Raw genomic sequence first — 25,879 nt, forward strand, 5'->3', positions numbered from 1 at the left:
GGATATCGGATGCCATAGTGAGCGGGTGGCGGAAATCCCCTGGTGCAGGCCGAGCGCCGGGGGCGGCACACGTAACGCATAGGCGGTCCCATGGACAGGCCACCGCACCACCCACGGTTCGACCGGGTCGTCGAGGTCCCCTCCGGTCACGACCCCGCCGAACCGGAGCGCCGCACGCCCGCCACCGGCTACCTGCTCGATGACGCGCCCGTCACCCTCCTCGCCGACCTCCTCCTCCCACCCCACCGCCCTCCAGCCGAGGCAACCGGCGCCGAACGGTCAGGCGCCCGCGCCGGGCCGTCCGTGCTGATGCCGCGGCACGCCGTGGTCCCCTTCCTCGGGCGGACCGCCGAACTGGCAGACCTGCACATGTGGATCAGCGACCCGCTGCCACTGTCGATCGCGGTCGTGTCCGGACGCGGAGGCGCGGGCAAGACCCGCCTGGCCATGAAGCTCTGCGAGGACCTGTCCCGAGCCGGTTGGGACACCGGCCTGCTCCCGGTCCACGCCCTCGGCAGCGCCCTGTCCAGCCCGGCGGCCAGACTCGACGCCCTCCGCCCGACGCTCCTCGTCATCGACCGTCCGGAACCTTACGCCGTCGTGATCGGCGAGCTGATCCGCCGCCTCGCCGGGCACGGCGCCAACCCACGGTCGCGCGTCCTGCTGCTGCCCCGCGAGTCCCCCGACGACGACTGGTGGCCACGCCTCACCGCCGCGACCGGAGGACGCCGCCACCACCAGCTCCTCGCACAACCGCTGCTCCTCCAGCTCGACCGGCACCCGCTCACACCCGCCGAGCGCATTGAGCACGTCCGCGCGGCGATGAAGGCGTTCGCTCCCGACCGCCCCGACCTCCCGGACCCGCCCCCGCTGGACGCCCCCGAGTACGGCCGGCCGCTGCACGTCCACGTGGCCGCGTTACTGCGGCTGCGCGGGGACGCCCCCGGAAGCCGGCTGCTCAGCCACTTACTGGCCGGCGAGCAGGAACACTGGTCCCGAACCTGGCCAACCACCCGCAGCCCCCTGGGACACCAGCCGGCCGAGCGGGAGCTGACCGGACAGGATCCGATCGACGGCGTCACGGCGCGGCAGGCCGTCGCGCTGGTCACGTTGACCGCCCCGACGCCGGACGAGCTGTACGAACTGCTGGCGGCCGTGCCGGGGCTTCTCAGCCCGGGTCGCAGGCTGGCCGTGACCGGCTGGCTGTCCGAGCTGCTCCCCGGTGACGAGCGACTGTCGCCCCTCGGGCCCGACCTCCTGGCCGAACAGCTCCTGGCCGAGACCGAGGGGCTCGACTCGCTCGTCCTGGCCGTCCACGATCACGGGCTCCGGACGTCCGGGCACCTGGTGCGCATGCTGGAAACCCTCTTCCAGGCGAGCGGCAGGCCGACCGCCCGCTCGGCCCTGCACACGCTGCTGGTGAGCAGGTGCGCGGCACTGGTCCGCGAGGCGGCGGCGAACCCGGACACCCGGCTCGGAGACCTACTCGACGCAGCACTTCACCTCCTGCGCGAAGACCGCCGAGTGGCCGAAGCCGTGACAGCCCTACCACCGTGGCCCGACACGCCAGGCGACCCGAGCGCCCCGGTCGCAGGACCGCCGTGGTCCGGCGCAGCAGGTGGGGTGGTGCCGTGGGGTGGTGGGCGGCTGGGGTTGCGCGGGTTGGAGGTCACGTCGAGCGAGATCCGGGTCGGACGGCTGCGCGGCCGGAGCGACCGGATGGGGCTGGCCGAGGCGCTGTCCGGGTTGGCCGCGCGGCTGGCGGCCGTGGGACGGCTTGATGAGGCCGTGGGTGTCGCCGGGGAAGCGGTCGAGATCTACGCGGCGGCGCCACCGTACGAGCAGGCATCGCGGCACGCTGGGGCGCTGTTCACGCTCGCCGCGTCCCTGCTGCTCGCCGGGGAGCCCGCGATCGCCGTCAAGCCCGCACAGGAGGCGGCGGCCAGGTTCCGCATCCTGGCCGAGGACGATCCGCGCTTCGCGGCGCAGGCGGAGCGGGCGCACTACAACCTGGCATGCGCGCTCGTCTCGATCGGACGGCTGGGCGAGGCGGTCGCGGCGTTCAGCGCGGCGGGAGGCGACGCCGAGCTGGCGGAGCACCTGGAGGGCGTACTCCCGGTCCTGACGAGGACGTCCGGCGGCGCCCTGTGGCCGGCACCGTTGCCGCCGCTCGCCCCGCTGGGTGCCGGCGCCCGTGCGGAGCTCGGCGCGCGGCTTGCGGTCGCCGCCGCTGTCACCGTCGCCGGGTCGGCTACTACCAGCCAGGACGTGGCCCACCACCTCGCCGCCCTCGCCACCCTGCTCGACGAGCAGGACAGGACGGAGGAGGCCGTCGTCCCCGCCACGGAGGCCGTGCGACGGCTGCGCGGACTGGCCCCTGAGGACCCCGGGCTGCGTCTGGAGCTCGCCGAGACGGCGGGCCTCCTCGCCCAACTCCACGCGCGCCTGGACGACTTCGCCACCGGCGCGGACTTCGCCCGTGAAGCCGCGGACAACCTGCGCGCCCTGGCCACCCTCGAACCGGGCAGGCACCTCCACAGCCTGGTCTGGCAGCTCCTCGACCTGGGCGAATACCTGCTGGCCGAGGACCGGCCCGAGGACGCGCTCCCCTCGCTCCAGCAAGCCGCGTACCTGGCGGCCGGCCTGGGCGACAATCACCGACGGGCGCGCGCCAGGGCCGACCGCCTGCTCGGCCTCTGCGACGGCGTCCGGCGCGACACCTCAGGGGCGGGCTTCGCGCTGCTGGCGAGCCCGGTACCGGACATCGAGGCGGCAACCCCCTCGACAGACGCGCCGGAGGACGTCGGGGCGGCGAGCTCCTACGTTCGTGCGCTGGAGGTCGTCCCGCTGCCTCCGAACGAGATCATGGAGACCCTGCTGCGGGACCCCGACCTCGCCACCCTGGAATGGGCCATCACCCTGCTCGACCACGAGGCCCGACAGACACAGGCGCACTTGGGGGAGGCGGGTGAGGTGGCGCTGGCGCGGGCGTTGGCGCTTGGTGCCGCGGCGCTGCTCGGGCAGGGCCGCGTGGTCGAGGCGCTGGCTCATGCCGAGCGCGCCGCCGATCTGTGCGACGAGCTGGACGAGCCCGTGACCGCCGCAACGGCGTACGTCCACCTCGGGGCGACGCTGGCGGCGCTCGACCGTCCGAGGGCGGCGTTGGAGGCCGTTTCGTGGTCGCTGGCCGAGCAGGAGCGGGCCCTGTCCGGGCGGCCGGACCTGGTGTCCGTGCTGTTGCCGCTGCGCGCCAGGGCCGATCAGGTGCGTGGGCTGGTGTTGCGCGGCTTGGGGAGGAGGCACGAGGGGCTGGCCCATCTCGTCCGGGCGTTGGAGGCTTTCCGGACGTCGCCGCGCAGTCCCGCGCAGTCACTGCTGGAAGCGGAGGTGGCGACCGTGCTGGTGGACGATCTGCTGGAGGACGGCCGCGCCGGCGAGGCGATCGGTTACGCCGAGGTGGCCGTGGACGGGTTCGCGGACTTCCGCCGGGCCGGGCCGAAGTCAGAGAGCTTCGCCGACGGCAACGGAGCCGGGCTCAAGGAGGTGCTGGCCAGGCAGCGGCTCGTCAGGTGCCTGCTGCTGCTGGGACGCCTGCAGGAGGCAGGACCGCTGGTCGAGGAGCTGGTCGAGGTGGCCAGGCGGTCGCCCGGCGACCTGACGTACCGGGCGCTGCTCGCCGACTCGCTCGCGCAGAGCGCCGAGCTGCTGCCTCTCCTGGAGCTGGACGACGGCTCCGAGTCAGAAGCGAGAGCGAGGGAGGCCATCTGGCTCTACGACGAGCTGCTCGACGAGGGCGTGGACGCGGAGGGCGTGCACACGGGCCGCGCCGGGGCGTACCTGTCGCTGGCGTCGGCGCTCGCGCTGCAGGGCAGGGAGGCGGAGGCGGTGCAGCCGCTGCGGGAAGTCGTGGCGGCGCTGGAACGCTTCGCGCGCGGCCATCCGGTGCTGACGGGCTACCTGGCGCGGGCCATCCTGATGCTCAGTGACGCGCTTCTCGCGACGGGCCGGGCGCTGGAGGCGAGCGTCGTGCTGCACCGTGGCACCCAGGTGATCGAGGACGAGTTGCTCAGCGCGGTGGCCCACGCCCAGCTCGGCTTCTGCCAGATGGAGCTGCGCCGGGACGACGCGGCCGACGAGGCGCTGCAGGTGGCGGAGCGGCTCCTGCGCCACCTGCTCGACCGGGGCGGCGACGAGGACCTGGTCCACATGCTCCGGGAGGTCCTTCGGGGCAGGCTGGACGTCCTCGTGAGGGCGGGCCGCTCCGACGAGGCCGACCAGGTGGAACGCGACCTCGCCGGCCTGCGACGGTTCACGGATCGCCGATCACGGCCACCGGGTCCCGCAGGGCGCGGCGCGCTCCCCTCGTCCCCTCGATGAAACCGCGCGCCACACCGCGCCCGACCTCCCAGCCAACCGCCTGAAGCGCTACGACCCCATGGCCTCCACGGTCTGTCTGGCCCATCGGTAGTCGGCCTTGCCCGCCGGGGAGCGGACCATCTCCGTCACGAACGCGTACGTCCGCGGCACCTTGTAGCCCGACAGCCGCTGCCTGCAGTGCGCGTCGAGTTCGGCGGCCGTGACCTCGACGTCCGGACGCGGCTCCACCACGGCCGCCACCTTGCTCCCCCACCGTTCGTCCGGCACGCCTGTCACGACCGCGTCGAACACGGCGGGGTGGCCCTTGAGCACCGCCTCCACCTCCTCGGGGAACACCTTCTCGCCGCCCGTGTTGATGCACTGCGACCCCCGGCCGAACATGTGGACCGTGCCGTCGGGGTCCACGGACGCCAGGTCGCCGGTCAGCAGCCACCGGGTGCCCTCGGCGTCGGTGACCAGGGTGCGCGCCGTCTTGTCGGGGTCGTTGTAGTAGCCGAACGCGACGTGTCCCGCCTTGGCGACCATGCCGAGCTCGCCGCTGCCCGGCGCGACGGGGCGGAGCTTGTCGTCGAGGACGGCCAGGCGGGTCGCCGACTGCGGCTGGTAGCGCAGCCCTCTCTCGGGTGAGGACCCCGCGACCCCGGAGGCGGTGTAGCCCGACTCGGTGGAGCCGAAGTTGTCGAGGATCATCACGTTGGGCAGCAGCTCCTGGAGACGCTCACGGACGGCGCCGCTCAGGATGGCCCCGGTCGAGCTGATCACGAACAGGGACGAGAGGTCGTACGTGCCCGTCTCCAGCGCCTCCGCCAGCGGTCTGGCCATCGCGTCGCCGGTGATGTTCATCGTGGCCACCTTCTCGCGCTCGACCGCCCGCCACACCTCCTCGGCCTCGAACCTGCGCACGTACACCACGGTCGAGCCCATCCACCAGGTGATGAACGTGGCCATCTGCGCGGCCCCGTGCATGAGCGGCGGCGCGGCCATCATCACCATCGGGGTCGCCTTGACGGCCTCGCCGACGACCTCCTGCGGAGTGGCCCGCGGCTCGCCGTACGGGTTGCCGCCGCCGAAGGCCATGAACAGGTCCTCGACGTGCCACATCACGCCTTTCGGCATGCCGGTCGTCCCGCCGGTGTAGATGATGTACACGTCCTGGCCGGAGCGCGGTTCGAAGCCGCGGGTGGGCTCTCCGCGTTCCAGGGCGTCCTGGTACGGCACGGCGGACGCGATCGACGAGCTCCCGCCCACCGAGATCAGCTGTTCCAGCTTGGGGGCCTCGCCCGCGACGGCGGCCACCCGCGCGTCGAACTCAACGTCGTAGACGAGCGCCCGGATGTCGGAGTCGCGGTAGAGGTAGAGCAGTTCGGCCTCGACGTACCGGTAGTTGACGTTGATCGGCACGGCTCGGAGCTTGAGCGCGGCCAGCACCCCGGCGACGTACTCGACGCCGTTGTACAGGTGCAGCCCGACGTGCTCGCCCGGCCCGACGCCCACGCTCCGCAGGTAGTGGGCGAGCCGGTTGGCCTCGGCGTCCAGCTCCGCGTAGGTGCGGCGGTCGGCCCCGCAGACGACGGCGACGCGGTCCCCTACGGCGTCGGCGAGCGCTTCGAACAGGTCCGCGTGGTTGAACTCCATCAGGGCCTCTCCCGTCCGACGATCCACATCGCGAAGAACTGGGCTCCCCCGCCGTACGCGTGGCCGAGCGCCAGCCGGGCGCCGTCCACCTGGTGCTCTCCCGCCATGCCGCGCACCTGGAGCGCGGCTTCCGCGAACCTGATCAGCCCGGACGCGCCGATCGGGTTGCTCGACAGCACTCCGCCCGAGGCGTTCCACGGGGTGTCGCCGTCGAGCGCGGTGGCCCCCGACTCGGTGAGCTTCCACCCCTCTCCTTCTGCCGCGAATCCCAGGTTCTCCAGCCACATCGGCTCGTACCAGGAGAACGGTACGTACACCTCGGCGACGTCGATCTGCCGTCGCGGGTCGGCGATTCCTGCCTGCCGGTAGACGTCGGCGGCGCAGTCCTTGCCGGCCTGGGGGCTGACCGTGTCACGTCCGGCACGGAAGATCGGCTCGGACCGCATGGCGGCGCCGTGCACCCAGGCGGGCGTGCCGGTGACCTTCTCCTCGGAGGACAGGATGATCGCGCAGGCGCCGTCGCTGGACGGGCAGGTCTCCAGGTAGCGGATCGGCTCCCACAGCATCGGGGTGGACTCGACCATCCTGCGGTCGATGCCGGGGATCTTCAGGTGCGCGTACGGGTTGCGCAGCGCGTTGAGCCGGTCCTTGACCGCGACGAGCGTCCCGATGTGGTCAGGGGCGCCCGATCTGCGCATGTACTCCCTGATATGCGGCGCGAAGTAGCCGCCCGCACCCACCACGAGCGACGCGCTGAACGGCAGGTGCGTCGACAGGGCCCAGGTGGCGTTCGACTCCGACTGCTTCTCGAACGCCACCACCAGCACCCGGTCGTGCACGCCCCCCTGGACGAGACCGGCTCCGACCAGCGCCGTGGACCCGCCGACGCTGCCCGCGGTGTGCACCCGCATCATCGGCTTGCCCGCCGCGCCGAGCGCGTCCGCCAGGTACGACTCGGGCATCATCACGCCCTCGAACAGGTCGGGGGCCTTGCCGATGACCACGGCGTCGATGTCCCTGAACGTCAGGCCGGCGTCCTCCAGCGCCCGCAGGGCGGCCTCGCGGACGAGTCCGGCGATCGACACGTCGCGGCGCTTGGTGGTGTAGTGCGTCTGACCGACGCCGATGACGGCACACCTGTTCATGGGTCGCTCACGCCTCCAGGACCGTGACGAGGTTGTGCTGCAGGCAGGGGCCGCTCGCCGCGTGCGCGACGGTGCGGGCGGCCCGGCCGTCGTGGATGCGGGCGGCGGCCTCGCCGAGGCGGATGAGGCCGGTGGCCATCACCGGGTTGGCCGCCAGCGGGCCGCCGGACGGGTTGATCACCGTGTCGTCGGGCAGTTCCAGCGCGCGGCGCAGGATCAGCTCCTCGTGCGCGAACTGGGCGTGCAACTCGGCCACCTCGACGGGCCCCTTGCCGACCCCGGCCGCCCGCGCGGCCTCGGCGGCGGAGGACGACCGGGCGAGGTCGCGCAGCCCGAGGTAGTGGGGCTCGATGCGGTGCGCGATGCCCGTGATGTGGGCGGGCCGCTCGCACAGCTCGCGGATCAGGTCTCCCGCCGCCAGGACCACCGCCGCCGCGCCGTCCGTGAGCGGGGCGATGTGGGCGCTGCCGAGCGGTTCGACTGTGTCGCCCTTGTCGCCCTCGTCGCCTGGGTCGGGCAGGTCGAGCGCGTACGGGTTGCTCCGCCCGTCGGCCCGGCTGCGCCTGGCGATCTCGTCGAGCTGCTTCCTGTCCGCGCCGACGGCGGCGGCCTGTAACGCGGCGTAGGAGAGCTGGTCCAGCCCGAGCGGCTCCAGGTAGTACGGGTCGAGCTGGAGCGTCATGATCGTACGCAGATCGCCGAGCGACGACTTGCCGAAGCCGTACACCAGGGCCGAGTCGACGTCGCCGTGCTGGAGCCGGACCCACGCCTCGTACAGGGCCCAGGCGGCGTCCATCTCGACGTGGCTTTCGGAGATCGGCGGCCAGGCGCCGATCGCGTCGAGCGCCGAGACGAACGAGAACGGCGCGCCCGCGAGGTAGTCGCAGCTTCCCGAGCAGGTGAAGCCGAACCTCGTCAGGCCGGTCCGCTCCTTGACCTCGTTGATGACGGGCAGGATCAGCTCGGGCTCGGCCAGGCCCGTGTCGTGGTCGGTGTGCCTGGTCTGAGCGAACGCGACGATCGCGACGTCTCTCATCACAGCTCCCGGTCCGGCTCGCCGGTGGGGGCGAACCACCGGATGTTGGCCATGGACGGCGTCCGCTCGCTCTCCGGCACCCAGTCGGCCCGGACGCGCATGCCCTGCCGTACCTCGTGCGCGGGGACGCCGCCGACCAGCGCGATCATCGGGATGTCGGCCCCGTCGAGGAGGATGTAGGCGCTGACGAACGGCACCTCGGGGGCCCGCGGGTCGGGCAGGTTGTTGATGGCGAACGTGGCGATGGTGCCGGTGTCGGGCAGCTCGACCTGCTCGGCGATGACGCTGCCGCACTGCGGGCAGGAGAGCCGGTACGGCACGTACACCTTGTCGCAGGACGCGCATCTGCCGCCGAGGAAGACGCCTCGTTCGACCCCTTCGAGGAAGGTCTTCAGCGCGCCGCCCACCTGGAGCCGGTACTCGGTGCGGACGGGCGACACGATCCTCGTGACCTCAGGGACGAAATGGGAAATGTCGGTGATACTGCCGGTTCGCTCCTGCCGCCAGACCGGCCACACCCTGGCGCCCGGCCGCAGGGCCTTGGGGTTGCCCGCGTCCACGGCGTGCACCAGGGCGGTGTCGGCGCCGTCCAGCCTGATCAGCGCCCACGCGAAGGGCCGGTCGAGCGGGTGCGTCTCGCGCGGCTGCGTCACCCAGGCGCAGGTGGTGACCGTCCCTGCCGGGCCCACCTCGACGTACTCGTCCGTGACGGAGTCGCCGGTGGCGGGGTCGTACTCCAGGGGCGGCACCAGCACCCGGCCCTCGGCGGTGCGAACCCCCACGATCCGGCCGGCGCGCAGCTCGGTCAGGAACCGGCCGATCACCGGCCCGGTCGTGCGGGTGTAGCCGCCGGGGAACTCCAGGACGTGCTGTGCGACCAGCGGCTCAGATGGCACGGTCGTGTCCCTCCCAGTACGGGGCGCGGAGCTTGCGTTTGAGGAGCTTGCCGTTGGGCTCGCGGGGCATCTCGTCGATGAAGTCGATCGTCTTGGGCCACTTCATCCTGGCCAGCCGGCCTTCCAGCGAGCCCAGGATCTCGGCCACCAGCTCGGGGCCCGCCGCCACGCCGGGGGCGGGCTCGACGACGGCCTTGATCTGCTCGCCCCACTCCTCGTCCGGGACGCCGAACACGGCCACGTCCGCCACCTTCGGGTGGATCATGATCTCGTTCTCGATCTCGGCCGGGTAGATGTTCGTCCCGCCCGAGATGATCATGTCGGCCTTGCGGTCGCACAGGTAGAGGAAGCCGTCGGCGTCCAGGTAGCCGATGTCGCCGACGGTGAAGAAGTCCTTGAGGCGGTTCTCCGCGGTCTTGGCGGGGTCGCCCTTGTACTCGAAGGTGGCGCCGAGCATCTTCATGTAGATCGTGCCGGGGGAGCCGGTCGGGACGGGCTCCCCCGCGTCGTCCACGATGAGCAGCTCGCTGATCGGCCAGGCGGAGCCGACCGTGCCCGGATGGGACTTCCAGCCCTCGGGGGTGGCCAGCGTGCCGCCGCCTTCGGTGGCCGCGTAGTACTCGTAGATGCACTCGCCCCACCACTCGAACATCGCCCATTTCACGGGGATCGGGCAGGGGGCCGCCGCGTGGATCATCCATCGCAGCGACGACAGGTCGTAGCTGTTCCTGACCTCCTCGGGGAGCGCGAGCAGCCGCTTGAAGTGCGTCGGGACCAGGTGCGAGTTGGTGATCCGGTGCCGTTCGCAGAGCTTGAGCGTCTCTTCGGCGTCCCACTTGTCCATGTAGACGAGCGTGTGCCCCATGTGCAGGGCCGTCCCGCCGAACTGGGTGACCGCCGTGTGGTAGTTCGGGGACGTGACCAGATGCGCGTTCGGCTGGCCCGGCGTGATGCCGAACAGGCCCGGCAGGAACGACATCAGCTCGGCGGCGTCGTCCGGGTCGAGCCCGCTGAGCGGGCGCTTGACGCCCTTCGGCTTGCCGGTGGTGCCCGAGGTGTAGTGCATGGTCGTCCCGGCGGTGCGCCCTTCCGGCAGGGTGTCGGGCCGTCCCGCTGTCAGCTCTGCCATGGGACGGAACGCCGCGACGGCGCCGCCCTCGCCCGTACCGAGGAGGAAGCGGCGCTCCGGGGCGATGGCCTCGGCCGCCCGCGCGCCCTCGCTCGCGTATCGGGGGTGGACGAAGAACGCCTTGGCCTCGCTGTCGGCCACGATGTAAGCGATCTCGGGGCCGGTCAGGTGCCAGTTGATCGGGGTGTAGTACCAGCCCGCCTGGAGGGCCGCCAGGTAGAGGACGAGGCCGTCGGCGCCGTTCGGAGCCAGGCCGCAGATGCCGTCCCCCGGCTTGAGGCCAAGTTCCCGCAACCCATGCACGAGGCGGTTGGCCCGGGCGAGCAGGTCACCGGCGCGGTGCTGCGTGCCGTCGGGGTCCACGGCGGCTGTCCACCCGGGATCCGCCTGCGCCAGCCTCCAGAAACCGAGCGTGCCCATCGGAACTCCTCATCAGGTGCTCAGGCGGGAAAAAACAAGAACCTGTTCTCGTTTGCCATCGCAGCGTATCCCGCGAGGAAAGCGCTGAGCAAGCGCTTGATTCGAAGATCGCTCCGAGGCGCCGCGACGCCGGTGGACCGCCTCACCTCCGGACGCGCGAGCCGTCGTCCGAGGGCGGTTCGCGAGGTACTATCGGCCCCTAGCAAGCGCTTGATCTACTCCTGTGGAGGCGTCCGTGGAACTCCTGCCGATCAGCACCCCCCACTGCCGGATCGAACGCGACGGCCACCTGGTGATCGTCACTATGGACCGGCCCGAAGCCCGCAACGCCCTCTCCTCGGACATGCTGGTGGGCCTCGCCTCGGCCTGGGCCTACGTCTCGGCCGAGACCGACGTCCGGGTGGCCGTCCTGACCGGCGCGAACGGCACGTTCTGCGCGGGCGCCGACCTCAAGGCGATGGGCCGCCCCTCCACGGACCCGGAAGTGCAGGCCCGAGCAGCCCAGATCGCCAACTTCCACTGGAAGGGGCTGCTCAGGGAGGACCTGCCGACCAAGCCCGTCGTCTGCGCGGTGGAGGGCTACGCGGTGGCGGGCGGCACGGAGCTCCTGGTGGGCACCGACCTGCGGGTGGTGGCCGAGTCGGCCACGCTCGGCCTCTTCGAGGCCAAGCGCGCCCTGTTCCCCATGGGTGGCAGCGCGGTCCGGCTGCCGCGCCAGATCCCGTACTGCCACGCCATGGACCTCCTGCTCACCGGCCGCTCGATCACCGCCGCCGAGGCCCTGGCGATGGGGCTGGTCAACAGGGTCGTCCCGGACGGCCAGGCCCTGACGGCGGCCCGCGAGCTGGCGACCGACATCGCCGCCTCCGGCCCTCTGGCGGTCCAGGCCATCCTCCGCACCTACCGCGACACCCTCGGCCTCGCCGAACCGGAGGCCCTCAAGGTCTCGGACGACCTCGGCTGGCCGGTGATCGGCTCCGAGGACGCCAAGGAGGGCACCCGAGCCTTCCGCGACAAGCGCACCCCCGCCTACAAGGGCCACTGAATGTAGCGGGCACACTACTGTCTGACCATGCCCATCGAGCAGCCATGTGAGCGCCGTCTGAGCGCCGAAGAACTCGTCGCCGCCCACCAGAAACTTCCGCGAGTGGACCACGAAGAGATACGCCGGGAGGCCGACGAGTTCTTCGGCACCGAGGACCGCCTTGAGGACGACCTCGAGATGGGGTGACGGTCAGGAGTCGGTGATGCGGGTGAGGCGTTCCTGGGCCTCGGCGTACTCCTCCACCAGCGAGTACATGACGTCCCTCGTCGAGCGGATCTGGTTGGTGAGGCCGATGATCTGACCTGCGGGGAAGGTGGCGAGTTCGGCGGCGTCCGAGCGGCCGATCCGGCGCAGCGCGTCCGAGACCAGCATGAACTGCAGCGGCATCGGGAGCGTGCCCGGCGACTCCTGCGCCTCCCAGGCGTCGGTCCACTCGTTCTTGAGGAGGCGGGCCGGCTTGCCTGTCCAGCTTCTGGAGCGGACGGTGTCGCGGGAGGTCGCCTGCAGGATGCGCTGCTTGGCCATGTCGGGGGTGTCGGCCTCCTCGACCGTCAGCCAGAGCGAGCCCGTCCAGACGCCCTCGGCGCCGAGAGCGAGGCCGGCGGCCATCTGGCGGCCGTTGCCGATGCCGCCCGCCGCCAGCACCGGGACGTCCACCGCGTCCACCACCTGCGGGATCAGCACCATGGTGGAGATCTCACCGGTGTGTCCGCCCGCTTCGGTGCCCTGGGCGACGACGACGTCCACGCCCACCTCCACCTGCTTGAGCGCGTGGCGCGGGGTGGAGGCGAGGGCGGCGACCTTGACGCCGTGCGCGTGGGCGAGCTCCACGACGTCCGCAGGGGGCGGGCCGAGGGCGTTGGCGAGCAGCGCGATGGGGTGCCGCAGCGCCACCTCGACCTGGGGGCGGGCGGTGGCGTCGGTCCAGCCGAGCAGAACCTTGCCGGCGTCGGCGTCCGCCGACAGCGGCGGGACCCCGTGCGCCGCCAGCAGGTCCTCGACGAACCGGCGGTGCCCCTCGGGGATCATCGCCTGCAGGCGGCCCACCAGCTCGTCGGGCGCGAAGTCGGCGCCCTCGTAGGAGGCGGGCATGACGACGTCCACGCCGTACGGGCGGCCGTCGACGTGGTCGTCGATCCACTTGAGCTCCATTTCGAGCTCTTCCGGAGTGAAGTAGAGAGCGCCGAGCACGCCCATGCCGCCCGCGCGGCTGACCGCGGCGACCACGTCGCGGCAGTGGCTGAACGCGAAGATCGGGAGCTCGATTCCGAACATGTCCGTGACTCGTGTCCGCATGAGCCGAAGATACGACCGTCCGCCAACGAACTGCAACGCGTTCTACCCTAGAATGTTCGATCGGTACTGGCGAGTAACAAACTGGCGAGAACTCGTTCTAGTTACCCGTCGTGGCCGACGACGGCCGCCGCCCCAGGACGACGCCCGCGAGCACCAGGGCGACCCCCACGATCAGCAGCACCAGCGGGATGACGTTGCGCAGCAGATTCACCTGGCTCTTGCCCGCCTCGGCGGTCTTCACCAGGTCGGCCACGGTCGCCTCGGTCATCTTGGCGGTGGCGACGAAGGCCGGCGAGCGCTCGACACCGTCGGCGGTCTTGAGGACCTCGTGCCGCTGCTGCTCCTGCTTGACGGGCGCGCCCGTGGTGGGCTCGACCCAGAACGTGGTCTTGCCGTCGTACCAGCGGTCGACCTGCACGTCGCCCTTCTCGGTCATGTTGAGCACCGAGGCGGGCGCGGTCAGGGTCTGCGTCTTGGTGGGCGGGACGTCCTGCTCGAACACGTACACCGGCAGGCCGTTGACCGTGTCCTCGCGGACGAAGCGCGCGTCGAACGCCTTCTCCGCCGAGGAGTTGAACACCTTGTAGGTCTTCTTCTCCACGCCGAACGGGAACAGGTAGATCTGACCCTCCAGGGTCACCGGGGCCTTGCCGACGTTGACGCCGCAGCAGTTCAGGCCCACGCCGGTGTACCTGTCGAAGGCGCTGCGCCGGTCGGACAGGTCGATCTGCGGGCGCTTGTTGGTGACGTCGTTGACCACGGTGGCCTCGTCCCAGACGACCCGCTCGGAGGTGGCGTCCTTCACGTCGCCGCGGGTGGTGACGATGATGTCGAGGTCGGCCGTGAGGACCTTCAGGTCCTGCTTGGAGAAGTACTGGGCGCCCTTGGCCTCCAGCCGGGAGATGCTGAACTGGTTCGCCGGAGCCGCGATGATCTTGCCTGCCGCCCAGAATTTCAGCAGCGGGGCGAGCGCGATGAAGAACGCTCCGACGCCGATGAGGACGAGCGTGGACATGCGACCCATCGAGGCCTCCGCGATTCTAGAACCTGTTGTCGTCTTGCCCGAGCATCCGGCAACAAAGTATGACAGTGAGTGACATGCGTCACTGCCTGGTATGCAGCCGCAATCAAATCGATAGAAACAGGTTCTATCGTGGCTTTGCCTATGAAAGAGGGAAATATGCCCATACGCGCCAACCTGGCGCGGTCCGTCCGGCTGTTCCGTGCCTTCAGGTCGGAGCAGAGTGACGGGCGCGGCTATTACACCACCCTCGCCAGGGACACGGCCGCCCAACTGAGCCGGTACGTCGACCTCGACGGCAGGACCGTCCTGGACGTCGGCGGCGGCCCCGGCTTCTTCGCGACCGAGTTCCGCCGCCACGGCGCCCGCTGCGTCTGCGTGGACGTCGACGCGGGCGAGCTGGCCGGCCAGGGCGCGCCCAGCGGCGGCCTGCTCGGCAGCGCGCTGGACCTGCCCGTCCGCACCTCGGCGGTGGACGTCTGCTTCTCCTCCAACGTCCTGGAACACGTCGCGGAGCCGTGGCGGATGGCCGCGGAGATGGTCAGGGTCACCAGGCCGGGCGGGCTGGTCTTCCTCGCGTACACCAACTGGCTCTCCCCCTGGGGCGGCCACGAGACCTCGCCCTGGCACTATCTCGGAGGCGACAGGGCCGCCCGGAAATATCAGGACAAATACGGTAAGCCGCCCAAGAATCGTTACGGCCAGAGCCTCTACCCCGTCTCGGTGGCCCAGGGCCTGCGCTGGGCGGCGTCCCACCCCCAGGCGGACCTGGTGGACGCCCTGCCCCGCTACCTGCCCTGGTGGTGCCGTCCGGTGCTGAAGGCCCCGATCGTCAGGGAGTTCGCCACGTGGAACCTCGTCCTGGTGCTGAGGAAGCGTCCGTGAAAGGGCGCGATGCCGCGCTCGACGGCATCCGCGCCCTGGCGGCGCTCGGCGTGTGGGTGCTGCACGTCGGCGGCAACACGGGGGTGATGTACCGCGACGGGATGTTCGCCTGGATGACCACCAGGCTGGGCATCGCCGTCCCGATCTTCTTCCTGCTGTCCGGCCTGCTGCTCTACCGTCCGTGGGCCCGCGCGGTGCTGGAGGACGCGCCGCGCCCCCACGTGGGGCGCTACCTGTGGCGCAGGGTGCTCCGCGTGCTGCCCGCGTACTGGCTGGTGACGGCGCTGGCGCTGTGGGCGTGGAGCTCGCTCGACTGGACGGGCTGGGCCAAGTGGCTGCTCCTGCTGCAGAACTACACCGAGCAGCAGCAGGCCCCCGACGGCCTCTACCAGATGTGGACGATGCCCATCGAGATGGCCTTCTACGTCCTGCTGCCGGTGCTCGCGTGGGCCCTGCACGGCTGGGCGCGGCGGGGGAACAGGCCGGTGCGGCTGCTGGCGGGCATCGCCGTGCTGCCAGTGGTCTCGCTGGCGAGCGCGGTCGTCTCGCACGTCCTGGACCAGCCGGAGATGGCGCTCTGGCTGCCGTACCACCTCGTCTACTTCGCCGCCGGGATGGCGATGGCGGTGCTGTCGGTGTGGATCGGGCGGAGCAAGGTGATCGACGCGCTGGCCCCCCAGTTCCTGGTGCTGGCGCTGCTGCTGTACGCGGTGCTGAGCACCGAGCTGGCGGGCCCGCGCACGCTGACGCTGCCGAGCCTGTCGCAGTCGCTGTGGCGGATGGTGCTGGAGACCGCGGTGGCCGTCCTGGTGGTCGCGCCGTTCGCGCTCGCCGGCCGGCACGACTCGCTCAGGCACCGCGTGCTCGGCAACCCCGCCACGGCCTATCTGGGACGCGTCTCGTACAGCTTCTTCCTCTGGCACGCGCCGGTGATCACCCTCTACTACAAGATCACTGGCAGCCCGCTGTTCGGCGGCGACTTCGTCCGGGTCGCGCTGCCGACCTTCCTCATCACACTCCTGGTCAGCATCGGCAGCTACCACCTCGTCGAGGAGAGCGCGCTGCGGCTCAGCGGGCGCCGGTCAGCTGCTGCCGCTCGGCCGCCGGAGTCGCCGGCTCCACAGCCGGTGGCCCCGGCTCCGTGACGAGCTGCCCGAACAGCGCTCCCATGGCCGCGCAGGCGATGAGCTGCGGCACCTGGTCGGCCAGCAGGTCGGCGGCCACGCCGTGGTCGCGCAGGGCCATGGCCAGGGCCAGGCTGAGCGCGGCCCCGCCGAACAGCCCGGCAGGCGTCCAGTGCGTCCCGCGCAGGCGTCCGCGCGCCCAGAGCACGCCCGCCGTCGCGGCCACTGTGGCGAGCATGCCGGGCCAGCCCGACACCCAGCCGCCGAACGCCAGGCCCAGCACGATCGTGTAGGGGACGCGCCAGCGCGACAGCCGGGAGTCGGCGGCGGGGGCGGTCTCCTGCACGTGCTCGGGACGCGGCCCGCGCAGCACCAGCGCCACCAGGGCGAGCACCGCGATGCCGACCAGCCCGAGCGCCAGGGCGAGCCAGTACGGCCGGTCGGGCAGGTACTCCAGGCGTACGGTGCCCGACGTGCCCGCGGGCAGCTCCCACGCCTGCTTCCAGCCGTCGAGGCGGGCCGGGCGCAGCGTCTGGCCGTCCAGGGTGGCCTGCCAGCCGGTGTTGTAGTTCTCGTTGACGACGAGGAAGGCGTCCTTCGGCGCGGTGACCCGCACCTCGCGCACCGACGGCGACCAGGTGCCGGCGACGGCCGCGCCCTCCACCGGCGGCGGGCCCGAGGGCAGCGAGCCGACCACCAGGTTCGCGATCCCCCACGGCTCCCAGCCCGCGACGCGCACCCGGTTGTCGCCCGCCGCGAGCGCCGTCCTCCCGCAGCCGGTGAACCGCACGGGCCGCTGCTCCAGCAGGTCGGCGTAGGTTCCTGCGACCTTGGTCGGCACGGTCGCGCCGTTCACCTGGATCCTGGGCCCCTGCCCGCACGACAGCCGGAACGGGATGCCCTCGGGCCTGCTCGCCGGGCTGACGCCGGGGATGACCAGCTCGGTCACCTGCAAGCGTCTGGAGACCGGGTAGAAGCGCAGCTTGAGCCGGGACGTGGAGAGCGGCTTGAACCGCAGGAAGCCGTCGGCGCCCACCCTGCCGCTGCGGACGGCGCCCTTGTCACCGGTGACGACCATGTCGAGCGGCTGCTTGTCACCGCCGGGGCGGGCGACCTGGATCCGCGAGACGGTCCGCCTGCCCCGCCAGCCGAGCGTGAGGGTGGGCTCGGCGTCCGCGGCCGCCGGGACCCACGTCGTGCCGGCGTCGGCGTCGAACGCCGACCGCGGCCCGACGACGGCGTCCTTGCTCATCTGGGACGAGCCGGTGACTGTGGTCAGGTCCGGGCTGAGCCGGGTGAAACGGTCAACGAGCTGGGGATCTCGCAGGATGGCCGAACCCCGCAGGTTCGTCTTGTGCGCGGAGCCGACGGTGAAGGTCCGGTCGAACCCGGCGCCCTCCTCTCCCGGTCTCGCCAGGAGCGGGTTGCAGATCCACCTGGACTGGTTGCGCATGCACTCGGGACGGACGTCCAGCCCCCGGTCCATGACGTGCACGTCGCCGTCCGAGCCGGGCAGCCGCACGGTGCGGCCCGGCAGGATGCCGGGAATGGCCAGCTCGGTGATCCCGACCCGCTGCACGAAGCTCCACCGGCCGTCGTAGGTGCCGAGGATCCTGATCCGCACCCAGCTCGTCGGCCCCGGCGGGACGCGCAGCGCCTGCGGGCTGTTCGTCCGCTGGACGTCCTGCTCCACCCGGCCGCCCTCGGTCTCCACGGCCACCCGCTTGACCGACTGCCCGAGCAGCACGTTGTTGGTGAAGGTCGCCTTCAGAGCGGGGATGGTCCTGGGGCCGGGCAGGTCCACGCGCAGCCACTCCCCCTCAGGGGCCTTCCAGCCGCCGCTCTCCCAGTTGGTCTCGTAGTCGCCGTCCAGAGCGGCCCAGGCGCTGTGCCCGGTGGAGCTGATGCCGGGCACCGCACCGGCGTCGGCGACGGAGGAGGACGCGGTCACGTTGGAGACGCCGTCGTACTCGGCGGTCGCCGTGTCGGCCAGCCAGCCGTCCTCCAGCAGGTCGAGGGCTCTGACGCCGGAGAAGTCGTCGCGCCTGTCGGCGGTCAGCGTCGGCGTCCAGTTGGATCTGATCTCGCCGAACTGGCGCTCGCGCAGCCGCAGCGCGTCGCTCACCACGGTCGGCGCCTCGCGCTTGCCCGCGTCGCCGTTGACCAGCACCGGGGCGTCGCCGAGCAGGCCGAGGTCGCCCATCGTGAGCAGCGAGTCGGGGCCGCCGACGACCCGCAGCGTGTCGCTCGCCGTCCGCACCTGGACCAGGTCGGCGCTGCCCGTCACCTCATACAGGTCCAGCGCGGGGAACGGCCAGTCGACGGAGTCGATCACGTCGTCGGTGGCGGTGTCGCCCACCTCGCCGCCGAACGAGCGCACCTTGGTGACGCCGGGCGAATCACGCAGCGCCTGGTAGATCCTGGCCGGCCAGGCGCCCTGGAGGTTCGCTCTGACCAGGTCGTTCCTGACGAGCAGGTAATGCACGCCCATCCTGCGCAGCACGTCCGTGAGGCCCTGCGAGCCCTGCCCGGACGTGAGCCGCTGGTCGATCGCGTCGAGCAGCCTGGTCAGCCCCACCGACCCGGCGGCCGTGACCTGCCTGGTGGTCCAGCGGGCGTGGAACAGGGGCTGCATGGGGTCGTCCATCGGCCTGCCCCACAGGTACTCGCCGAACTTGGCGCCGGGCACGACCAGCACGCCGTCGTCGCCGGCGTTCTCGTTGACCCACGCCGCGGCCTCGCGCCAGTAGAGAGGCACCTCCTTGAACGCGCCGGGGGCGGCCAGGCCCTGGTTGAACACGGGCAGCACCAGCCCGGCGAACGCCACCACCGACACCGACCGCAGCGGCAGCCTGGCCCCGGCCAGCAGGTGCGCCACGCCGAACGCGAGCGGCAGCCGCACCAGAGGGTCGAACTTGCGCAGGTTGCGCAGCGGCGCGAGCGGGCCGTCGAGCAGCCACCGGACCGGCTCGGCCACGACCGGCTCCAGCGAGCTGACGTGCCCGGCGACCAACGCGGCCACGCCCAGGACGAACAGCGCGATGAGGAAGCCCTTCGCGGGCAGGTCGCGCCGGGCCAGCCCGGCCAGCCCGAGCGCGGCCAGCAGCCCGGTGACCACGACCATCGCGGCGGAGGTGGCGATCGCGTACGAGGCCGGCTGGTCGGTGACGCCGCCGACCGTCAGGAACCGCACCCAGTCGGACGCGCCGCGCAGCACGTTCGTCAGCGAGGTGACCTGCGTGGTGGTCGAGGACGTCTCGGTGTACGGCAGGAAGGAGAAGGCGTACCGGCCGACCAGCAGCAGCGGCAGCCACCAGAACAGGGTCGCCACCGAGACCGCGGCCGTCCACCAGCCGAGCAGCCGCCAGCGCGGGACCACGCGGGGCCGGGTGAGGATGTAGACCACCGGTGCGACGAGCACGGCCAGCACGGCGACCGCGTTCACGCCCCCGCACAGCGCCACCGCCAGCGCCGACCTGACCGCCCCTCTGGCCCGCTGGCCCGTCTCCGACGCGGTGAGCAGCGGGATCAGGATCCACGGCAGCAGCGCGGCGGGCAGCCACTCGACCGAGATCTCGCCCAGGATCGACAGCGCGCGCGGCGCCAGCGCGTACGCGAGCGCGCCCGCGATCCGGGTTCCCGGGGTGCCGACGCCGAGCTGCCTGGCCAGCCGCTCGACGCCGAGGAACGCCACGCAGAGCAGCAGCGTCAGCCAGAGCCGCTGGGTCACCCAGGGCGCCACCCCGGCCAGGTCGCCGAGGGCGAAGAACGGGCCCATCGGGAACAGGTATCCGGCGGCCTGGTTCTGCAACTGGCCGAAGTGCTGCAGGTCCCACAGGTGGGAGGCGCGCTCCAGCCAGCCGACCGGGTTGAGCGACAGGTCGAGCTTGGTGTCGGAGATGACGCTGCCCGGCCTGGTGGTGAAGGTCAGGACGGCGAAGCCCAGGCAGCAGATCGCCAGCCAGAGCCGATGCCGTAACCGCTCGGTCACCGCTCCTCCAAGCCTGGCGGACGGCCCTGAAGCAGGGCGGTCATGAGTTCGGCGCTGTGGTCCCACGAAAAGGTCGCCGCCCAGTTCCGACATTTCTCGTTATAGGTGTCGTCGAGCTCGTCCAGGGCCGCGCCGATGCCCTTGGCCAGGTCGGCGCCCTCGGGGAGGAGCCAGCCGGTCTCGCCGTGCCGTACCGCGTCGCGCAGGCCGTCCACATCGAACGCCACGGTCGGGACGCCGAGCGCGGCGGCCTCCAGCACGCACAGCCCCCAGCCCTCGCCCTGCGAGGCGTTCACCTGGAGCCAGGCCGACGAGATGAGCAGCTCCTTGTCCGCCTCCGGCAGGTAGCCGTGCATGGTGACGCCCTCGGGCAGGCGGGCGCGCAACCGCGCCTCCTCCGGGCCTCTGCCGATGACGTCCACCGTCAGGCCCGGCCAGCGCTTGCGCAGCTCCGGGACGGCGTCGAGCAGCAGGTCCACCCGCTTGTGCGCGACCAGCCGCCCCACGCAGACGAGCCGCGGCTCACCACTCCTCCTGGGCTTTCCGCTTGCGCCGACGCTCACGCCGTTCGGGATGATCTGGATGGGTCCCGTCCAGCCGAGGCGCTCGCGCATCGCGACCACCGTGGACGGCGACACGGCCACGCTCTGCCGCCGCCGATACGTCCACCTGGACGCCGGCCCCTCCAGGAAGTGCCCGACTGCGGCCAGCCACCGCGGCAGGTGCACCTCGAACTGCCGGTCGTGGACGTGGTGCACCACGCAGCAGACCCTGGTGCGGCGCGGCAGCACCCACGGGGTGAAGAACGGGATGCCGTTCTGGCAGTCGAGCACCACGTCGAACAGCCGGCGCCGGAGCAGCAGCCAGACCAGCACCCGCGGATAGACGGTGAACGCGCCGCCCATCCTGGCCACCCGCACCCCCTCCACCTTGGCCTTGCCGTGCTGTCCAGGCCCGCGCGCGGTGACGAAGCACACCCTGTGGCCGGACTTCCGGAAACGGCGGGCCAGCTCCCACGCATAGGTCTCCGCGCCTCCGGCGGCCGGGTGCCACGGATCACGCCAGTTGACGACGGCGATGTTCACGGAGATCCGACAGGGTCGAGCGGCTGTTCCCAGGCGGGCCGCGCGCCGGCGCGCGGTGCGGACCGGAGCCGCAGCCAGATCCTGGCCAGCTCCAGCAGGATTCCCGCGCTGTGCCTGGCCGGGGAGAAGCGCGAGCCCGGCATGTCCCGCCACTGGACGGGGATCTCCAGCACGCTCGCCCCCAGCGCGACGCAGCGGGCGAGCAGCTCGACGTCGAACGCGAACCCGGGCGTGCGCAGGCCGGCGACGGCCTCGCGGGCCAGCACGCCGTCGAAGAACTTGAACCCGCACTGGGTGTCGCTCACCCCGCGCACCAGCACCCTGGCCAGCGCGCGGAAGCCGACGGCGCCCAGCTCGCGCACCCGGCTGTGCCGGTTCTCCACGTCCGAGAAGGTGTGCGCGCGCGAGCCGATCACCACCCGCTCCCCCGACAGCAGCAGGCCGAACGCGACGTCGATCGCCTTCAGCTCGGTGGCCATGTCCGCGTCGCAGAAGCCCACGAAGGGCGCGCGGGTCTCGAGCAGCCCCGCCCGCACCGCGGCCCCTTTGCCGGGCGTCGCGCACTCGACGAGCCGGACCGGCACGGCCCCCCGCGGCCAGGTCCTGACGATCTCGGCGGTGCTGTCGGCGCTGTTGTTGTCGACGACGATGACGGCGGTCGGGAACGGCATCCGGGCAAGCTTCGCGCACAGCTGCATGAGCCCCTCAGGGAGCCGCCGTTCCTCGTTGTACGCGGGAACGACGATCTCCAGCAGTGGTCGTCGGCTCGTCCTCTCGTCCCCTTGGCGGGAGGGCGCCATGATCGTTCGGACTACCGGTCGCCGTAGTTGTAGAGCGGCTTGTTGACCGGCGTGGCGGTGGCGCCGGTCAGCGAGACGGTGGTGACCGTCGCCACGAGTGCTGCCACGGCGATGCCGATGATCGCTGCTAAGAGGATCTTTATCACGGGGGGTTCCTCCTCGGCGGCGGGTGCGGGGTGCCCCAAACCTAGAACCAATTCTTGCTACTCGGAAGTAGCTAAGCGAAAGTTTCATAAATCCGCTAATCGGCGGCGCTACTCGGGCGAACCCCGCCCGGCGCCTCCGTCCAGCCGGTACAGCCGCACCTCGGGACCGTCCATCACCACTGGTGCCATCTTCAACCACGTCGCGAAGCACTGCCGCTCACTCTCCGTGCCGGCGTCGACGAGAACGAACCGGAAGCCTGCCGCCGCCACATCTGGCGAGGGCTTTTCTAGTACGCGTTCTACCTCTTGACCGCGCTCACTCTCGCTCGACACCCGCCACTCCCCCACGCGCACGGAGTCGCCCGCCACCACCTCGCGGCCGGGGACGGCGAAGAACCGCTGCGCCGGGTCGAGCACCGCCCGCCGACCGTTCCAGTCGAACCTCCGGTACGACTCGAAGGGCAGCACGAGCACGTCGCCGGGCACCCGGTCCGCCCGGATGACCTCACGGGCCGCGAACCAGGCGTCCGGGTACCGGACGGCCTCCAGCGCCCCCGCCGCCCCCCACGCCATCGCCGGCGACACGGCGAGCGGCACCAGGACCATCACCGCCGCCCACCGCCGCCCGGCCGCCGCGGTCAGCACGCCGAGGCCGACGGCGACCAGCAGGGCCAGCGGGGCTACGAACTGCTGGGCGTCCCGGAAGAGCGCGAAACCGCCCCAGACGCCGACGAGCCGGCGGAGGACGTCCCGTCCCGCCTCACCCACCCCGAGGGCCGCGACGACGAACCCCACGGCGGCCGCCACCACCAGCCCCCGCCGCCACGACACCCCACCGTCACCGACCACCCCACCCCCACCGCCCTGCCCCTCGAACGGCCCGCCCCCGGCCTGCCCTTCAGCGAGCCGGCCACGCCCTGCCAGCGCGAAGGCGGTGATGCCTGCGACGGCCAGCACCAGCCTGGCCAGCGCCGATGGGAGCGTCTCGTAACCTGCGGGGACCGCGTTGGCGTTCCAGATCCCGCCCAGAGACAGCAGGCTCGCCAGCGCCCCGAGCGGCCCGTCGGCCCGTACGGCGAAGGCGTCCACACCGACCGGGTCCCCCGTGAGGGTGCCGGGACGCGCGAGCGCGGGCAGCAGCCACGGCAGGCTGAACGCGAGCAGCGCCACCGCCGCTCGAACGATGTCCCCCGCTCGGCCCCCACGCCCCCCGCCGCCCTCGCGGTGGTCGCGGGCTGCGCGGCTTCGGCTCGCGCCACGGGGGTGGAAGGTCAGGGCGCGGACCGGGAGCACCGTGAGGGCGGTGATCGTCATGGCGGCGAACCCGCCCACCGCCGCAGGGAGGAGCGCCCACGCCAGGTGGCGTCGGCGGACGGCGGCGCGCACCGCCCACGGGAGGCCCGCATAGCCCAGCAGCAGCGCCCACTGCCCCATGAGGAGGCGTTCCGCCACGTACGGGTTCCACACGTAGCAGGCGCCGGCCACCAGGCGGGGGGCCGTCGCCGGCGAGGGGACGAGCAGGGCCGCACCCGAGCAGCCGAGGGCGAAGATCCCAAGCAGGATCAGCTTCTGGACCAGCTCCGCAGGGAGGACGGCCGACAGAGCGGTGACGACGGCGTCGCTGGGCACGACGCGGGGGGCGCCGCCCGCGAGTCCGAAGGTGAAGCGGCTGAAGGCGGGGTCGGGGACGAAGACCATGTCCTGCACGAGGATGAACCCCCAGCCCAGAGCGGGCCCGAGAGCGAGCAGCCCGAGCGCGAGACCCAGCAGGGCGGCGACGGGCCCGGCGCGGGTCGTGTGCGGCACCCCGCTATGACATCACAACCGCACAACGGGCATTCCGCATAAATCACCAGCTGGCTACTCTTCAGCAGGAAGGGCCGGTGTACGTACGGCGGCTCTCCAACCGGAGAGGCTGAACGGCCGCTCTTCCGGTGGGAGGGAGCGGGGTGGCGGCGGGCGGGGCGACGGCGGAGGCTCGTACGTGGGCGCGCGGCGACGCGGTGCTGGCCGCCGCGCTGGTCATGATCGCCCTGCAGCTCGTGTGGAAGTTCGAGCTGGTCCGCAGGACGTACTTCCGCCAGGACGACTTCACGTTCATCGCCCGCGGCCTGGAGCACGGCCTGTCCTGGGACTACCTGATGCGCGTCGACTACGGCCACCTGGTGCCGGGGCCGTTCGCGATCCAGTGGGCGATGGGACGCCTGGGCGTCTACAACGACGTGCTGGCCCACGCGGTGACGATCGGGTTGCAGGCGGCGGCAGGGCTGGCGCTGCTGCGGCTGCTGCGCCTGCTGTTCGGGTCGCGCCCGGCCATCCTGCTGCCGCTGGGCTTCTACCTGCTGACCCCGATGACGATCTCGTCCCTGTCGTGGTGGGCGGTGGTGATCGAGACGCTCCCGTTCCAGGTCGCGCTGCCGATGGCGCTCGCCTCGCACGTCGTCTACACCCGGACGGGACGCTTCAGGCACGCGCTGGCCGCCGCGGCGTGGACGGTGTTCGCGATGGCCTTCTTCGTCAAGGCGCCGTTCATCCTGGTGCTGGCGGCCGTGCTGAGCCTGGGGTGGCTGCCACGGGGACGGCGGTGGCCGGCGTGGCTGCTGTACTCGGGGGTGGTCGCCGCGTACGCGGCCGTCTTCTTCCGGCAGTTGTTCACGTCCGTGCAGCTCACGAACGAGACGGTGCGGCCGTCCCTGCCCGATCTAGGGGTGGCCGCGCAGTTCGCCGGGAAGCTGCTGTCGGGGGCGTTGCTGCCCACCGCGCTGGGCGGGCCGTGGCAGTGGCGTCCGATCGGCGAGGACTACGCGATCGCCGCCACGCCGCCCGCGCTGGAGTGGGTCTGTCTCGCCGTGGCGGCGGTGGTGGTGGGCGTCTCGCTGCGCTACCGGCCGCGCGCCTGGCTGGCCTGGCTGACGCTGCTCGGATACGTCGTGCTGGCCGACGTGGTCCCGGTGATGATCGGACGGATCGAGCAGCTCGGCCCCGATCTGGGCGGTTACGAGCTGCGTTACGTCTCCTCGACGGCCATGGTGCTGGCGCTCGTCCTCGGCCTGGCCTTCATCCCGCTCCAGAACGGCCAGCTCGGGAGCGGCCCGCTCATGGAGGGCCCACTCCAGGGCGCGCAGCCGGAAGGTCGCGGAGTGCCCTCCAGGCTGCTCAGAAGGGTTTGGAAGCCGCTGGCGGCGCTCGTGGCCGCACTGGCGGCGGCGGGCTCGGTCTGGTCGGTCGCCGCGTATGGCCGCCTGCCGCTCGGTGAGCACGTCAAGAGCTACGTCGAGACCGCCAGGGTGGCGCTCAAGCACGCCCCCGAGAACGCCGTCATCCTCGACGGCCACGTGCCGTCCAGGGTCGTCTACGCCGCCTTCTTCTACGACTACGCGCTGGCGTCCAAGGTGCTCGGCCCGGTCGCGCCGCACCCGGTCACGTGGACCAGGCGGCTGGCGGGCCCGGTGCCGAACCCGCTGACGTTCGACCAGGAGGGCCGGTTGCGCCCGGTGAGCATCGAGGGGCTGACGATCCCCCAGCGCGCCGCCTGCGTGCCGGTCGGCGCGTCCGAGCTCCGGTTCCGCCTGCCGCTCCCGCTGCCGCAGGGCGAGTGGACGGTCCAGGTCGGCTACCTGAACCCGTCGGAGACCAGGCTCGCCGTACGGCTCGGCAGCGGAGCGGCCGAGGTCAGCGCGGGCCGGGACTTCGGCTGGACGTTCGCCACGGTCACCGGCGCGGGCACCGAGGTGGCCGTCCGCACGGTGGACGGCCGCTCGGCGTGCGTCGGCGAGATCAAGGTCGGCGTCCCGGCCCCCGCCACATCCGGCACCCCGAGCCCGCTCCAGCCGGTGGCGCCCTGAGAA

18 protein-coding genes are annotated in these 25,879 nt (G+C 72.0%); 6 read left to right on the forward strand and 12 right to left on the reverse strand.

Annotated elements, in window-relative coordinates; all coding sequences use genetic code 11:
• Positions 1-90 precede the first annotated feature (90 nt).
• The gene (locus tag ABZ297_RS14915; RefSeq protein WP_355345082.1) at positions 91-4,377 is read left to right on the forward strand and encodes a hypothetical protein; all 4,287 of its coding nucleotides are present in this window, start codon (positions 91-93) and stop codon (positions 4,375-4,377) included.
• Positions 4,378-4,425: 48 nt separating this feature from the next.
• Here ABZ297_RS14915 and ABZ297_RS14920 read toward each other — a convergent pair whose 3' ends face one another.
• Genes ABZ297_RS14920 through ABZ297_RS14940 form a run of 5 tightly spaced genes read right to left on the reverse strand, consistent with a single transcriptional unit; the run spans position 4,426 to position 10,638 of the window.
• Complete coding sequence (locus tag ABZ297_RS14920; RefSeq protein ID WP_355345085.1) at positions 4,426-6,012, reverse strand: acyl-CoA synthetase; 1,587 nt, start codon at positions 6,010-6,012, stop codon at positions 4,426-4,428.
• Positions 6,012-7,157 (reverse strand): thiolase domain-containing protein, encoded by a 1,146-nt coding sequence (locus ABZ297_RS14925; RefSeq protein WP_355345088.1) that lies wholly within the window; start codon positions 7,155-7,157, stop codon positions 6,012-6,014. Before ABZ297_RS14925 ends, ABZ297_RS14920 begins: the two co-directional genes overlap by 1 nt.
• 7 nt (positions 7,158-7,164) lie before the next feature.
• Complete coding sequence (locus tag ABZ297_RS14930; RefSeq protein WP_355345091.1) at positions 7,165-8,193, reverse strand: lipid-transfer protein; 1,029 nt, start codon at positions 8,191-8,193, stop codon at positions 7,165-7,167.
• Positions 8,193-9,089 (reverse strand): OB-fold domain-containing protein, encoded by an 897-nt coding sequence (locus ABZ297_RS14935; RefSeq protein ID WP_355345094.1) that lies wholly within the window; start codon positions 9,087-9,089, stop codon positions 8,193-8,195. The genes ABZ297_RS14930 and ABZ297_RS14935 overlap by 1 nt, the downstream gene beginning before the upstream one ends.
• Entirely contained in the window at positions 9,079-10,638 is a 1,560-nt protein-coding gene (locus ABZ297_RS14940; protein WP_355345097.1) for an acyl-CoA synthetase, read from the reverse strand. Before ABZ297_RS14940 ends, ABZ297_RS14935 begins: the two co-directional genes overlap by 11 nt.
• Positions 10,639-10,873: 235 nt before the next feature.
• Between ABZ297_RS14940 and ABZ297_RS14945 the strand changes: the two genes are divergently transcribed.
• Together ABZ297_RS14945 and ABZ297_RS14950 are read left to right on the forward strand one after the other, a co-directional pair.
• The gene (locus ABZ297_RS14945; protein ID WP_355345100.1) at positions 10,874-11,683 is read left to right on the forward strand and encodes a crotonase/enoyl-CoA hydratase family protein; all 810 of its coding nucleotides are present in this window, start codon (positions 10,874-10,876) and stop codon (positions 11,681-11,683) included.
• A gap of 27 nt (positions 11,684-11,710) precedes the next feature.
• The gene (locus ABZ297_RS14950) at positions 11,711-11,869 is read left to right on the forward strand and encodes a hypothetical protein (RefSeq protein WP_355345103.1); all 159 of its coding nucleotides are present in this window, start codon (positions 11,711-11,713) and stop codon (positions 11,867-11,869) included.
• A 3-nt stretch (positions 11,870-11,872) separates the two neighbouring features.
• On the opposite strand, the gene ABZ297_RS14955 is transcribed toward ABZ297_RS14950, so the two are convergent.
• Positions 11,873-12,979 (reverse strand): nitronate monooxygenase family protein, encoded by a 1,107-nt coding sequence (locus tag ABZ297_RS14955; RefSeq protein ID WP_355345106.1) that lies wholly within the window; start codon positions 12,977-12,979, stop codon positions 11,873-11,875.
• 97 nt (positions 12,980-13,076) lie between these two features.
• Entirely contained in the window at positions 13,077-13,994 is a 918-nt protein-coding gene (locus tag ABZ297_RS14960; RefSeq protein ID WP_355345109.1) for a DUF3068 domain-containing protein, read from the reverse strand.
• 165 nt (positions 13,995-14,159) lie between these two features.
• Here ABZ297_RS14960 and ABZ297_RS14965 point away from each other — a divergent pair, with 165 nt between their 5' ends.
• Positions 14,160-14,885, forward strand: coding sequence for a class I SAM-dependent methyltransferase (locus tag ABZ297_RS14965; protein ID WP_355345112.1), 726 nt, complete (start codon positions 14,160-14,162; stop codon positions 14,883-14,885).
• Complete coding sequence (locus ABZ297_RS14970; RefSeq protein WP_355345115.1) at positions 14,882-16,030, forward strand: acyltransferase; 1,149 nt, start codon at positions 14,882-14,884, stop codon at positions 16,028-16,030. The genes ABZ297_RS14965 and ABZ297_RS14970 overlap by 4 nt, the downstream gene beginning before the upstream one ends.
• Here ABZ297_RS14970 and ABZ297_RS14975 read toward each other — a convergent pair.
• The 5 genes from ABZ297_RS14975 to ABZ297_RS14995 form a co-directional block, all read right to left on the reverse strand.
• The gene (locus ABZ297_RS14975) at positions 15,954-20,000 is read right to left on the reverse strand and encodes an alpha-(1->3)-arabinofuranosyltransferase family protein (protein WP_355345118.1); all 4,047 of its coding nucleotides are present in this window, start codon (positions 19,998-20,000) and stop codon (positions 15,954-15,956) included. The genes ABZ297_RS14970 and ABZ297_RS14975 overlap by 77 nt on opposite strands.
• Entirely contained in the window at positions 19,997-21,085 is a 1,089-nt protein-coding gene (locus ABZ297_RS14980; RefSeq protein ID WP_355345121.1) for a glycosyltransferase family 4 protein, read from the reverse strand. The genes ABZ297_RS14975 and ABZ297_RS14980 overlap by 4 nt, the downstream gene beginning before the upstream one ends.
• Complete coding sequence (locus ABZ297_RS14985) at positions 21,082-21,885, reverse strand: glycosyltransferase (protein ID WP_355345124.1); 804 nt, start codon at positions 21,883-21,885, stop codon at positions 21,082-21,084. Before ABZ297_RS14985 ends, ABZ297_RS14980 begins: the two co-directional genes overlap by 4 nt.
• Before the next feature lie 11 nt (positions 21,886-21,896).
• The gene (locus ABZ297_RS14990; protein WP_350803378.1) at positions 21,897-22,031 is read right to left on the reverse strand and encodes a hypothetical protein; all 135 of its coding nucleotides are present in this window, start codon (positions 22,029-22,031) and stop codon (positions 21,897-21,899) included.
• A 108-nt stretch (positions 22,032-22,139) separates the two neighbouring features.
• Positions 22,140-23,837, reverse strand: a complete 1,698-nt coding sequence (locus ABZ297_RS14995; RefSeq protein WP_355345127.1) for a hypothetical protein — start codon at positions 23,835-23,837, stop codon at positions 22,140-22,142.
• Positions 23,838-23,965: 128 nt separating this feature from the next.
• Here ABZ297_RS14995 and ABZ297_RS15000 point away from each other — a divergent pair, with 128 nt between their 5' ends.
• The gene (locus ABZ297_RS15000) at positions 23,966-25,876 is read left to right on the forward strand and encodes a hypothetical protein (protein ID WP_355345130.1); all 1,911 of its coding nucleotides are present in this window, start codon (positions 23,966-23,968) and stop codon (positions 25,874-25,876) included.
• The last annotated feature ends 3 nt before the right edge of the window (positions 25,877-25,879 follow it).

The organism is Nonomuraea sp. NPDC005983 (assembly GCF_040614375.1).
Taxonomy (GTDB): domain Bacteria; phylum Actinomycetota; class Actinomycetes; order Streptosporangiales; family Streptosporangiaceae; genus Nonomuraea.